This is a genomic window from Pustulibacterium marinum (genome assembly GCF_900116665.1).
GTDB classification, from domain to species: Bacteria; Bacteroidota; Bacteroidia; order Flavobacteriales; family Flavobacteriaceae; genus Pustulibacterium; species Pustulibacterium marinum.
Window position 1 is genome coordinate 93,705 of the sequence record NZ_FPBK01000006.1, and the last position, 13,335, is coordinate 107,039.

The window sequence follows — 13,335 nt, forward strand, 5'->3', positions numbered from 1 at the left end:
GATGGCTAAATCAAAAAGAACCAATTTCTTCTGGGTAAGTTACTCCGATTTAATGACGAGTTTATTCTTTATCATGTTAGTGCTATATGTGGTTACCTTTTCAGTATTAAAAATAGAACTCTTCAGCGCCCAAACAAAAGCAGTGAAACTTGAAAAAATTGAAGAAATCCAACAGGCTCTAAATTCACTTGACAAAGCTTATTTTGAATTTGACCAGGAAAACAAACGATACAAGCTGAAAACAGATGTCAAATTTCATAGTAGTAGTGATAAAATAACCGATATCGCCATAGATAAAAGAATAGAAATATTAAATGCAGGAAAAGACCTTTATTCAAAGCTTCAAAAAATGATTGAAAAAAATCCTAAAGTTGATTATTTATTAGTGATTGAAGGGAATACACAACGAAGCTATTACAGCAATATATGGAATTACGAAACAATGCCCAATGTAGGTTACCGTCTAAGCTACAAGAGGGCATTAGCTCTTTTTAACTACTGGAAATCAAATGGGGTCGATTTTAGAAAACTAGGGAACCAATGCGAGGTTATTTTGGCTGGTAGTGGATACTTTGGACAATCGAGAGATACTGAAAACGAAGAAAATAACAGACGTTTTACAATTCAAATAACTTCTAAAGTAGGTAAATTAATAGATAGTAAATAAATGAAAATTAAAGTACTCCTCATCATAGTTGCCAGTTTGTTAATAGCATGCCAGGGAATCTCTAAAACAGGAAGAGCTATTAAAGTAAAAGAAGCAAGAATAGAAGCAAATAAAAAGGCTGCGATTCCTTCTCCTGAAACAATAAAAAAACAGCAAGAGCCAAATCAAGAAAACATTCAAGATATTGTAACGCCTGAAGAACAAAAATCAATCAACAAGCATTTAATAGAAAACAACATCCCCAAAGCGCAAGGCAATCTTATTCAGGTAGAAGGTCTTGTGGTAAAAGAGGTAAGAGCATTAACCATAGACCTAAATACATCTTCAGATCAATTAGAGCAAATTACAGCCATGAAAGCATATGTACAAGAGCATTGGCATTATGTAAACGATCCTCAAACAGGCAAGGATACTTGGCGATCCGCAGAAGCTACACTAGCTTTAAAATATAAAAACAAATACACTGGAGATTGTGATGATTTTGCCATTCTGCTAGCGTCTTTTGCCAAACAAATAGGATTAGAAGCTAGGGTAGTAGCAGGCTATAACAAAGATGGAGGACATGCTTTTGCCGAATTTTTAATTGAAAAACAACAAATACATTCTCAGGCATTACAAAATTATGATTATCGGCTCGTAATGGGGCAGTACTGGGTTAGTCTAGATTGGTTCAAAGCAGAAGAACATAATAAATACCTACAAGATGCTGTAATACTTACAGGAATTTAGATTTTTATGGTTATGCAAAAGAGTCGAACATCCCTTTTTTTACAACCACAAGTTAGGTATATTTACAATACTTAAAAATACTACAGAATGATACAAAACAGTATCAATCAACCAATAATAAAATTGCAATGAGTAACGAAAAAAAAGAGCTACATAAAATTGATTTACTCACCATAAATGAACTAAATACACATCAAGACTTAGATTCATTTTATGTTGCGAGTTATCAAAGAGGCTATCGCTGGGGAATCACTCAGATCAAGCACCTTCTAGAAGACATCAACGAAGTAGCAGAAGATAAAAAATACTGCATTCAACCACTTGCAGTAACGCCTAGAGAGGACAAATGTTGGGAACTTATAGACGGGCAACAACGCAGCACTACAATCTATCTTATACAGGCAGCGTTGAAAAATAACTTTGCTATAAATGGAACTAACAGCTATAACTTAGGCTATAACACTAGAGAAACAACGAAGGTCTTTCTAAAAGCCATCAAAGAAAAGGATCATTTAAAAGAATTTACTAAGGCTATAAAAGATACTAGCAATCTCTTCATCAATGAAAACTTTAAGACTTTCATCGATCAACAATGGGAAAACTTTTGTGAAAAGTATAGAGATGAAGACAATATAGACAACTACCATATATTTCAAGCTTACCTCACCATTACGGCTTGGCTCAACAATAAAAATGGAGAAGAGCGCAAAATATTTCACAACAAACTAGTAAACCAAACCTATATCATCTGGCATCCGGTACAAATAGAACAACGTGGACAACAGACAGTAGAAGACTTTTTTATCAACATGAATGCAGGTAAAATTAAGCTTTCAAGTGCCGAACTTATCAAAGCCTTATTCATTAGAGATATAGACAAAAGTGAAGAAGCTTGGGATATCAAAACCATGCGTAAACAAAAGTTTGCAAATGAATGGGATAGTATAGAAAACGAGTTACACAATGATGAACTATGGTTCTTTATAAACAATAGTGATCAAAACGGTTTTGATACGCGTATCGACAAATTATTCCAAATGGATTGTAGTGCGAAAGGAAGAAAAAGTGAAGAGGATACCTATGAAGTGTACACAGAAGAAGAAAATAGGAATTGGGAGTCAATCAAAAGAATATTTCAACGCCTAAAAGAATGGTTCGAGGAAGTAGAAGTCTTTCACTTAATAGGGTTTATCGTCAATAGCAATCACATGACTATTGAGCAATTGATCGACAAAACAGCTAAAAAAACTAAATCAGAGACCAAAAAATATTTCAATGATGTAATCAAAGAACTGTTTGATAGAGAGGTTACTAGAAATGAGAAAAGAATCAAAGAATACAGCTTAGAAAATTTAGATTATAACCAAAGCACCCAACAGTGCAACGATGTATTACTGTTATACAACATTAAACTCATAGAAGCCAATTTTCCTGGACAACGGTTTCCATTCAACTTATACCAGCAAAATGATACCCAATGGAGTATAGAGCACATTCACCCACAAAATCCAGCAAAGTTAACTAACCGAGAAGAAGCAATGGATTGGTTAGAAGATTATAAAAAAAGAATGGACAATGAAATAGACCTGAAAGAGAAAAAACAAAAAATTGATGAAATAGAAGAACTTCTTAAGAAAGAAGAAAAAGAGGGAAAAATCACAAATGACATTGCTGAAAAATTAAGAGAGTTTGCAGAAGAGGTAAACGAGGAGTTAGGGCTACATGGCATTGGCAACCTTGCATTGTTAGATAAGATTACGAATAGTAGTATTGGTAACAAAAGTTTCTCTAAAAAAAGAAAGATCATAATTGACGGTTCAGAGAGAAGTGTTACAGATAAAAAAACAGCAACATACATCCCGTTAGGTACGGTCAATAATTTTCTTAAAAAAACCACCAATACGTCTGATGGTAACATCTCACTTAGTTTTTGGTCAGCTGCCGATGCTGAGGACTATACCAAAAACATAGAAACATTATTAACAACCTATTTACCACAAAAGCAAGGAAATCATGAGTAAAACATTCTGGGATTTAGTAGATAAAAGTAATATTGAGATACCTGAAATTCAAAGAGATTATGCTCAAGGGCGTACTTCAGAAAGGGTAACAGCTATCAGAATAAAATTTGTAAAAGACATCTTAGAGGCAATTTCACAAAACAAAAAATTAAACCTTGACTTTGTTTTTGGCCAATCTGTAGATCCTACCAATCAAGCCAATTTCAACAAGAGCAAACAGAGCCTGGAACAAATGTTATCGGTACTCAAAGAGTACAGCGAAAATACAGGGGTTAGTTTTACTAGTACTGTTGCTCCAAAACCAGTTACCAAAAGTGATACCAATGTATTAATCCCTTTTGATGGCCAACAGCGCTTAACTACCTTATTTTTAGTACACCTGTACATAGCGGCAAAATCCGGGAATAGCTTGGAAAAACTAAAAAAGTTTAGCTATAAGACTAGGGAAAGCAGCAAAGCGTTTATAGCCCAATTAACAGAGAGGTATCAAATCATTAATGAAGAACATGCTGAAAAACTATCTGATGCAATCAAAGATCAGTCGTGGTTCTATACTTCATGGAAAAAAGATCCAACGGTAGCGGGAATGTTAGTCATGTTAGACGAAATAGACGAACAAGTAAAAGAAAAACCAATAGATTTTGGTAAAGCATGGCATAATCTCTCAAATACAAATTGTATAGAGTTCGATTTTTTCGATATACAGGAAGAAGGCTTTGAGGAAGACCTGTATGTTAAAATGAATGCCAGAGGGAAAGGACTCACAGATTTTGAAAACTTCAGAGCTTGGCTTGAAAAAAAACACAAAGAAGATACTGAATTGAACGACTTCGATTGGGTTAATCAATTAGATAAAGAATGGCTCGACCTGTTTTGGAAAACAAAAGACAAAGTAAGCGATGTAGATGTAAATTACCTGGCTTTTTTTAAGAACTTAGCGGTTATTCACAAGATCAGCAAAGAGGAAAAGCAAGAGAAAGAGAAAGTACAGAAGTATGTTCGGGAGCGCGAATGGTTGAAAATTTTAAATCCCAATGTATTTACACCCACTGCCACCTACGAAAAAGAGAAAGTGTTTTCTACAACTTCCTTACGATACATTTTTACAGTTTTAAATAAATTAACAATACTGCAAAATACCATAGATGAAACGGTCAAAAAGGTATGGGGTGAGCCTTTTTATAAAAATGACATCAAATTCACTAAGTTGTTACTCGCTGATTTTCATGATCTTTCGTATTACAACAAAACCTTCGTAGTGGCCGTAATTAGGTTTATAGAACTATATACATTGGATGATAAAAGCGCCTTTGAGAAGGATTTATACAACTGGCTAAGGGTAGCAAGAAATATCATTTACAATTCAAGAATAGATGGGGAGCTAGCTTACATACCTGCCGTCAAAGCTTTGCATCAACTGAAGACAGAGTATGTATTAAATATAAATACATTAGCAAATTGGAATGTAGAAGCAGATAAAACATGGATCAACTTTTTCAATACAGCCCAACAACATGAAGAGGTAAGAAAGTTAAAGCTCATCAACACAAATCCAGAGCTTTGGCAAGAGGTAGTAATAGAGGCCGAAAACCATACCTACTTTTATGGTCAAATCAATTTTATCTTAGAAATGGCGGAAGAAGATCCGGTACTCTTCAAAAATTACTATCACAAAGTGGCCAAACTCTTTTCTAAAGAGAATCTCTATTCAGATCAATACATTATACAATGTACATTTTTCGCCTTTGATACTAACGATAGCTGGTTAACAGCATTAACCGGAGATCGTTTTAAATTTTACAAAGCCGTACAAGGTACTTCTAGGGATAGAGATGAAAACTGGAGACAACTATTCAAAGATGAAACCAAGAGAAAAGTTTTAAAAGAGCTTTTAGATAAAACCAACGCTACCACCGAAGGTATGCAGCAGGTCATCAATAACAAAAAGCAAGAACTTAAAGAAGATCCAACAAATTGGAAGTTCATGATGTTAGACCATCCTGAAATGTTAGCCTACTGCAAGGAAGCCATATTTACCAAAACAAACGATGAATATATACGCCTGTTAAACAAGTCTTTAAATTCGTCAAGACAAGCCGAACTCCGTTCATATTATTTCTATAAAACACACAAACCGCAAATACAAAATCAGTATCCACCTTTTACAAAGTTCTGGTATTACCATGGAGAAAGAGGAAACATGAGACCATGCGCCATTTTAGATGAATGGCAATTTAAAGAGTTAGTGTATTACATAGATATCTATTACAATCATGATGGAATAGAATTAAGATTTGCAATTAGAAGAGGTGAAGCAGCTATGGATCCGCTTATTCAATCTAGTTTAGAGGAGGATCACCACTTTCATTTTGTCGAGGACTACGGACTCGTGCTTCGTGGTATTGCATACAAAGAAACAGACAACAAAATAGCAGCAGTAATAGAAACCCTAAACAAAATCAATCATAGCGCTACAGCTTTCAATGAGGACAATGTAATAGCCTAAAAAAAGCCAAAAACTCCTATATTAGCCTTCTCAATTTTTGTAAAAGTATGTTTGAACAAACATTTAAAAATATAGACGACGTCTTGTGGAAAGACGCCGGATCAGATAGCGAATTAGATTATATTGGTCAAACTTCTTGGGTACTATTTCTAAGGTATCTAGATGAATTAGAAAGAGACAAAGCAGACCAAGCTGAGTTAGTTGGCAAAACTTATAATTTTATTCTGGAAGAAGAATACCGTTGGCCAAATTGGGCAATGCCTAAAGATGAAGATGGGAAATTAGACCATCACAAAGCTATGACCGGACCCGATTTGGTGCGCTTTGTAGACACTAAGTTGTTCCCGTACCTGGCAGATTTTAAAAACACGGCGGAAAATCCAAAAACAATTGAGTACAAAATAGGTGAAATTTTTTCGGAACTTAAAAATAAGATTCAGAGTGGGTACAACCTACGCGAAATTTTGGAATATGCAGATGAGTTACCTTTCAGAGCCTCTACAGACAAACATGAGCTGAGTCACTTATACGAAACTAAAATTAAGAACATGGGAAATGCTGGCCGTAACGGCGGGCAATACTATACGCCACGTCCTTTAATTCGTGCTATGATTCAGGTCATAAACCCACAAATGGGCGAAAAGATTTATGATGGTGCAGCAGGTTCTTGTGGTTTCTTATGTGAAGCGTATGAGTATTTGTACAATCGCATGGAAAAGACCACCGAAAATCTCAAAACGCTACAAGAAGACACCTTGTTTGGTAAAGAGAAAAAGAACCTAGCGTATGTCATTGGTATTATGAACATGATTTTACATGGAGTAGAAGCACCAAACATTATTCATACCAATACATTAGGCGAAAACATACGCGATATTCAAGAGAAGAACCGTTACCATGTGATTCTTGCCAATCCACCCTTTGGAGGTAAAGAAAGACCAGAAGTACAACAAAACTTTGACATCAAAACAGGGGAAACAGCCTCACTGTTTTTGCAGCACTTTATCAAAAGTTTAAAAACAGGTGGCCGTGCGGCTATTGTTATTAAAAATACCTTTTTAAGCAATACCGATAATGCTTCTGTGTCTTTACGTAAGCACTTATTAGAGAGTTGCAACCTGCATACCATTCTCGATATGCCGGCAGGTACCTTTACTGGTGCAGGCGTTAAAACGGTGGTGTTGTTTTTTACCAAAGGCGAACCTACCAAAAACATCTGGTACTACCAATTGGATGCCGGAAGAAACATGGGAAAAACCAATCCTTTGAATGACAAGGATATGGAAGAGTTTGTTTCTCTAAGCTTGTCACTTCGAGCGGAGTCGAGAAGCGAAAAGGCAAAGTTGGAAACCGAAAAATCTTGGCTATTTAACGTGAATGATTTAGACGAGAATACGCTCGACCTTTCCCCAAAAAACCCAAACACACCCGAAGAAGCACCCTTGCGAAGCCCAAAGGAGATTTTAGCAGAAATGCAGAGATTGGATAAAGAAACGAGTTCAATTTTGAACCAAATTAAAGAGTTGATATGAAGGAAGGCGATGTACTGAGCCTGCCGAAGGGTTGGGATATAAAAAATTTAGATGATTTGTGTACAATAAAAGGTAGAATTGGCTACCGAGGATATACAAAACAGGACTTGGTTGAAAAGGGAGAAGGAGCAATTACTTTAAGCCCTTCTAATATTATTAATAATCAATTCAATTTAGATAAGTGTACTTATATTTCTTGGTTTAAGTATGAAGAATCTCCTGAAATAATGGTTTTTGAGGGCGATATTCTATTTGTTAAAACGGGTTCTACTTATGGTAAGGTTGCACTTGTTGAAAATCTTGACGAAAAAGCTACGATTAATCCTCAATTTGTTGTTTTTAAAGATTTGAAATGTGATAACAGATTTTTGTATTATTCCTTAACTACATTAAATTTTAAAAAGAAAGTCGAATCTATTATAGGCGGAGCAGCAACACCTACGTTATCACAAACCAATTTAGGTAGATTGCAAATCCCAATCCCATCACTTTCCGAACAAAAACAAATAGTAGCGATACTCGATAAAGCCTTTGCAGCCATAGACCAAGCCCAAGCCAATATTGAGAAAAATATTGAAAATGCGAAAGAGTTGTTTCAATCTAAACTGAATGAGATATTTAATCAAAAAGGAGATGATTGGGAAGAGAAGACTTTGGGTGAAGTTTGTGAGATTATAATGGGGCAAAGCCCAAAAGGAACTTCTTATAATTCAGAAGGAACTGGAACGGCTCTCATTAATGGGCCTGTTGAATTTGGAAACGAACCTTTCTCTAAAACCGTTATGAGTAAATGGACAACTCAACCTACGAAGCTTTGTGAAGAAGGTGATTTAATCCTATGTGTCAGAGGTTCTACTACTGGTAGAATAAATATTGCAGGATTTCAAGCTTGTATTGGCAGGGGAGTTGCAGCAATAAGGAATGTGAAAAGCCAAAAATGGATTAATTTTTTCATAAGATGTAATCAACAAACTATTTATGATTTGGGAACAGGTTCAACATTTCCTAACGTTTCGAGCAAAATATTGGCTAATCTTAAAATAGTACAACCTAAATCAATAACCATACAAAATGAACTTGTTAAGCTAATGGAAAAATTAGATTCGAATCAAAGCAAAATCGAATCACACTACCAACAAAAACTTGCCAACTTAGAAGACCTTAAAAAATCCCTTTTACAAAAAGCGTTTACAGGAGAACTAACAAAAAATATAGCATTATGAATTGGGCACAAGCAGAAATCTTACTAAAAGAAAAAATTGTAGTTACAAACAAATCGCTAGACAGTTCTGGTAAAAGTAAATACAAGATAGTGAAACATATACCGGATTTTTATTGTAGCAACTACAATGAAGTAGGGTTTCAAATTCAGGTAGGGGCAAACGCTTTTATAAATGTTCCCATGAGTATGTTACAAAAAGTTTTTAAGGCTTCGCTACAAAATGGCTACGAAAAAGCTATATTTAACACGTATTACCCTAAAGAATACAACAACAAACCTTGTTATGTACATGCCATAGGACTACTTTTTCAGCAGGCAGGGGTAATGCTTCCAGTTTCTAGTAGAAAGTATAAAATTGTAAAGTAACATGAACGAAGCACAAACCAAACACGATTTAATTGAACCTGCTCTTAAAAAAGCAGGATGGGGTATTGTGAAGGGGAGTCGCTTACGCTTGGAGTTCCCTATTACACAAGGGCGCATTCAGGGAAGAAATAAAAGAGAAAGGGCGCTAGCAGCCGATTATGTGCTGGAATATAAAAACCGTCGCATTGGGGTGGTAGAAGCCAAAGCTCGTGATAAATACTACACTTTAGGTTTGGTACAGGCCAAAGAGTATGCAAATCGTTTAAACATTAGATACACCTATTGTACCAATGGGCTTCTTATTTATGGGGTAGACATGCAAGAGGCAACGGAAGGTGATGTTGCCAGATTTCCTACACCCGATGAGCTGTGGGAAATGACCTTTCCTACTCCTAAAGAAGACTATAAAATAGAAATAGCCAATTGGAAAGAACGCTTATTTGCTGTGCCTTTTGAAGACAGAGGGTGTACATGGCAACCAAGATATTACCAACAAAACGCCATCACCAAAGTTTTAGAAGCGGTAGCAGAAAAAAAAGACAGGTTACTGCTAACACTGGCAACAGGTACTGGTAAAACGGCTATTGCGTTTCAAATTGCCTGGAAATTATTCAATGCCAAATGGAATTTGAAAAGAGATGCGAGCAGAGCACCTCGTATTTTATTCTTGGCAGATAGGAATATTTTAGCAGATCAGGCTTTTAATGCCTTCAATGCATTTGACACCATTGACGAAAATATCAAAGTTAGAATAAGTGCTAAAGAGGTTCGAAAAAAAGGAAAGGTTCCTACAAATGGTAGCATTTTCTTTACCATTTTCCAAACCTTTATGACAGCCAACCAAAACAAAGAAACGGAAACAGAAGAAACGGTTACACATAGTGTAGAAGATTTTAATTTTGGGCAGTACGATCAAGATTTCTTTGATTTCATCATTATAGACGAATGCCACCGTGGTGGTGCTAACGATGAAAGTTCTTGGCGTACCATTTTAGAGTATTTCAAACCAGCGGTACAACTTGGGTTAACAGCTACTCCCAAAAGAGATGTAAATGCAGATACCTACAAGTATTTTGGAGAACCTATTTACAGTTACAAATTAAAAGAAGGAATCAACGATGGATTTTTAACTCCCTTTAGAGTAAAAGAGATTCAAACCAATTATGATGAATATACGGTTACGCCAGATGATACAATTGTAAGTGGAGCTGCAAAGGTTGGGGATGAATTCACCTATAAAGATTACGGACGTAAAATAATCATCCAGCAGGTAGAGGAATTTAGGGTTCGTACATTTTTAAAATTGATCAATCAAAACCACAAAACTTTAGTATTCTGTGCTACCCAGGAGCATGCTGCTTTTATAAGAGATGTAATCAATCAAAATACAAAAGTAGGCAACACAAACTATTGCCACCGGGTTACAGCCGATGATGGGAATAGAGGAGAAGAACATTTAAGAGATTTTCAAGACAATGAAAAAAGCATTCCTACAGTACTTACTACTTCTCAAAAACTAAGTACAGGTGTCGATGCTCCGGAAATCCGTAATATCGTATTGTTACGTCCGGTAGAATCTATGGTTGAGTTCAAACAAATTGTAGGAAGAGGAACTCGTCTTTTCGATGAAAAAGAATATTTTACCATTTTCGATTTTGTAAAAGCACACAAGCATTTCAAAGACCCGGAATGGGACGGCGATCCATTACCTCCAGAAATGCCTAAACCACCGGGAGAACCTAAAATTTGTAGTCTTTGTGGTGTTAGTCCATGCATTTGTGCCCAAGAACCAGAACCTGATTACGTTTGCCCTATTTGTGACAACGATCCATGTGTGTGTGATGAAGAACCACGCCAATTAATTAAGGTTACCTTTTCAGATAATAAAGCCAGAGAAATTGACGCAACAGTAAAAACTACATTTTGGAACCCTGCAACAGGTGATCCTATGTCTTCAGATGATTTTATTCAGGAGCTTTTTAAAGATTTACCGGAGTTCTTTAGAGATGAAGATGAATTGCGAAACATTTGGAGCATTCCTGGTACTAGAAAAAAATTACTGACTGCTCTTAGTGAAAAAGGGTATGCAACCAGCCAGTTAGAAGACTTAAAAAAACTAGTTCATGGCGAAGACAGTGACATTTATGATGTGCTAAGTTATGTAGCCTACAAAAGCAAACAAATACCTAGACTGCAACGTGCCGCAATTGCTAAAAGTAATTTGGCGCAGTACAATAGCAAACAACAAGAATTCATCAATTTTGTTTTAGAACAATATGTAAAACAAGGGGTGAATGAGCTAGATGAAGAAAAACTACCTGATTTAATAGAGCTAAAATATAAAGGCATCACAGATGCCAAAAAAGAATTAGGAGATATCAAATCAATAAGAGAATTGTTCATTAATTTCCAAAAAGGGCTATACCAAACAGGAATATAAAACCAATTAGAGGACACAAAGTTTACAAGTCCAAACAAACGAACTTTTGAAACCTCCGAAGTTAATTGACAGTTAAATAAATTTAAGTTAGTTGAATATCGAAAAATACATACCAACATTTACTGATATTTCAGATTGGGAAGACCAAATATATACCAACACAACAGGAACCCGAAGCAAGCAAATTGTTAAGGATCCTCAAACAGATATTCAACATTTTTTCAAAGGATCTAAAGAATTGGCATCTGGAGAAATCAGATATCCAATGGAATTCTGGTCAGAAATAGCATCATCTAAAATAGGAGCATATTTAGGATTCAATATTTTGGACTATAATATTGCGTTCAATAAAAATAGAGTGCAACAAGTAGGTTGTTTATCTGCTTCTATGGTACGTCATGAAACAAATAATCTAACAGAGGGTGTTGTCTATTTAACCGGTAAAAATTCATCATACAATCCTGAAAAAGATAAAACTCACTATACCTTTCAATTTATATTAGAAACTTTGAATTTTTTTAAGTTAGGTGGAGTAACAGAAAATTTTATTGAAATGTTAGTCTTTGATGCTTTAATTGGAAATTCAGACAGGCATCAAGAGAATTGGGGAATAATCACATACTTTAATGAGTTTTATGAGGAGATTGAACAAGAACTAAATAAAAGTCAAAATTTCATTAAAAGAACTTTGATAAAGTATGTAAAAGTAATTTTTAGTCATATTCCAGATCAACTACAATTATTCAACAACACAAATTTCTTTTTTAAGAATGCATTGAAATTACAATCTGGAATTAGAAATGAGTTTGCTCCAATTTATGATAGTGGATGTTGTTTAGGAAGGGAATGTTTGGATGAGAGAGTAATTAAGATGCTTGCAAATCCCCCAATGATAGATAAATACATTAATAGGGGAAAGTCCGAAGTACATTGGAGAGGAAAACAAGGCAAAGTAAATCACTTTGAATTATTAGAATTGTTACAGAAAGATTATGCTGAAAGTATATCTATTGTATTACACAATATTTCAAAAAAATACGAGGAAAGAAATATAGAGTTTATAATTAATAACATCGATAAAAATTTGCCAGATCAGTTAAATATTTACAAACTTTCAGATGAGAGGAAAAAATTGATGATTAAATTAATAACTTTGCGTTTTAATAAGTTGACTTCTTTACTTTGAAAAGCATAGGGAACATATTTTTAATTTGGCGTAAGGGGAAAGGTTCCAGACGTATACCTATAGGTATAATTAAACGTAATATTAACGAAGGTGTCCGCTTTGAATACCTTCAGGAAGGCTTGGATAAAGCAAAAAAACTAGGCTTTGGTTATTATGAAGGTTTTCCCGATACTAACAAAGTGTATACAGAAAATATTTTAGAGATCTTTGGTCAACGCATCATGCGTTCAGAGCGTAACGATATCAAAAACTTTTACGATTTCTGGCAAATTGATCCTAAATATAAGGAAGACGATTTTTACATGTTAGCGTATACTCAAGGATTATTACCTACTGATAATTTTGAGTTTTTGGCAGACTTCAACCCTAAAAAAAATTTATCATTTATTACTGAAATAGCTGGATTAACCAAACTTCAAATACCTGCCGATACCTTAAAGGTAGGAGACAGTTTATCTTACCAACTAGAAAATAATAATGAGTATGATAAAGATGCAGTAAAAGTTAGTAAAAATGGAGTCCGTTTAGGCTATATAAAATGTATTCACAATAAAATATTCCATAAAGCCAACAAAAAAAAGAAAATCAATGTAACAGTACATCGTATCGAAAAAAATGGAGTACTGAATAGAGTTTTTTTGAAAGTAAGCTTATAGCATTAAGTAG

At 35.0% G+C, this 13,335-nt stretch carries 10 protein-coding genes; all 10 read left to right on the top strand.

The features are described from left to right. Window position 1: 1 nt before the first annotated feature. Window positions 2-667 (top strand): OmpA family protein, encoded by a 666-nt coding sequence (locus tag BM383_RS09905; protein ID WP_093024978.1) that lies wholly within the window; start codon window positions 2-4, stop codon window positions 665-667. Next, window positions 668-1,396: a transglutaminase-like domain-containing protein gene (locus BM383_RS09910; RefSeq protein WP_093024979.1), complete on the top strand. Its 729-nt coding sequence runs from the start codon at window positions 668-670 to the stop codon at window positions 1,394-1,396. Window positions 1,397-1,524: 128 nt separating this feature from the next. Then, entirely contained in the window at window positions 1,525-3,417 is a 1,893-nt protein-coding gene (locus BM383_RS09915; RefSeq protein WP_093024980.1) for a DUF262 domain-containing protein, read from the top strand. Then, entirely contained in the window at window positions 3,410-5,923 is a 2,514-nt protein-coding gene (locus BM383_RS09920) for a GmrSD restriction endonuclease domain-containing protein (RefSeq protein WP_093024981.1), read from the top strand. The genes BM383_RS09915 and BM383_RS09920 overlap by 8 nt, the downstream gene beginning before the upstream one ends. 47 nt (window positions 5,924-5,970) lie before the next feature. After that, window positions 5,971-7,455: a class I SAM-dependent DNA methyltransferase gene (locus tag BM383_RS09925; protein ID WP_093024982.1), complete on the top strand. Its 1,485-nt coding sequence runs from the start codon at window positions 5,971-5,973 to the stop codon at window positions 7,453-7,455. Beyond that, window positions 7,452-8,678, top strand: a complete 1,227-nt coding sequence (locus BM383_RS09930) for a restriction endonuclease subunit S (protein ID WP_093024983.1) — start codon at window positions 7,452-7,454, stop codon at window positions 8,676-8,678. The genes BM383_RS09925 and BM383_RS09930 overlap by 4 nt, the downstream gene beginning before the upstream one ends. Further along, window positions 8,675-9,043 carry a hypothetical protein gene (locus BM383_RS09935; protein WP_093024984.1) on the top strand — a complete coding sequence of 123 codons (369 nt, stop codon included), beginning with the start codon at window positions 8,675-8,677 and terminating at the stop codon, window positions 9,041-9,043. Before BM383_RS09930 ends, BM383_RS09935 begins: the two co-directional genes overlap by 4 nt. 1 nt (window position 9,044) lies before the next feature. Continuing rightward, window positions 9,045-11,483, top strand: a complete 2,439-nt coding sequence (gene hsdR / locus BM383_RS09940; protein ID WP_093024985.1) for an EcoAI/FtnUII family type I restriction enzme subunit R — start codon at window positions 9,045-9,047, stop codon at window positions 11,481-11,483. Window positions 11,484-11,574: 91 nt separating this feature from the next. Continuing rightward, window positions 11,575-12,669, top strand: coding sequence for a HipA domain-containing protein (locus BM383_RS09945; protein WP_093024986.1), 1,095 nt, complete (start codon window positions 11,575-11,577; stop codon window positions 12,667-12,669). Beyond that, on the top strand, window positions 12,666-13,325 hold the full coding sequence (locus BM383_RS09950) for an HIRAN domain-containing protein (RefSeq protein ID WP_093024987.1): 660 nt from the start codon (window positions 12,666-12,668) through the stop codon (window positions 13,323-13,325). The genes BM383_RS09945 and BM383_RS09950 overlap by 4 nt, the downstream gene beginning before the upstream one ends. The last annotated feature ends 10 nt before the right edge of the window (window positions 13,326-13,335 follow it).

Coding starts and splice junctions, on each gene's coding strand:
- BM383_RS09905 (WP_093024978.1), top strand. CDS start 2: ATGGCTAAATCAAAAAGAACCAATTTCTTCTGGGTAAGTTACTCCGAT.
- BM383_RS09910 (WP_093024979.1), top strand. CDS start 668: ATGAAAATTAAAGTACTCCTCATCATAGTTGCCAGTTTGTTAATAGCA.
- BM383_RS09915 (WP_093024980.1), top strand. CDS start 1,525: ATGAGTAACGAAAAAAAAGAGCTACATAAAATTGATTTACTCACCATA.
- BM383_RS09920 (WP_093024981.1), top strand. CDS start 3,410: ATGAGTAAAACATTCTGGGATTTAGTAGATAAAAGTAATATTGAGATA.
- BM383_RS09925 (WP_093024982.1), top strand. CDS start 5,971: ATGTTTGAACAAACATTTAAAAATATAGACGACGTCTTGTGGAAAGAC.
- BM383_RS09930 (WP_093024983.1), top strand. CDS start 7,452: ATGAAGGAAGGCGATGTACTGAGCCTGCCGAAGGGTTGGGATATAAAA.
- BM383_RS09935 (WP_093024984.1), top strand. CDS start 8,675: ATGAATTGGGCACAAGCAGAAATCTTACTAAAAGAAAAAATTGTAGTT.
- hsdR (WP_093024985.1), top strand. CDS start 9,045: ATGAACGAAGCACAAACCAAACACGATTTAATTGAACCTGCTCTTAAA.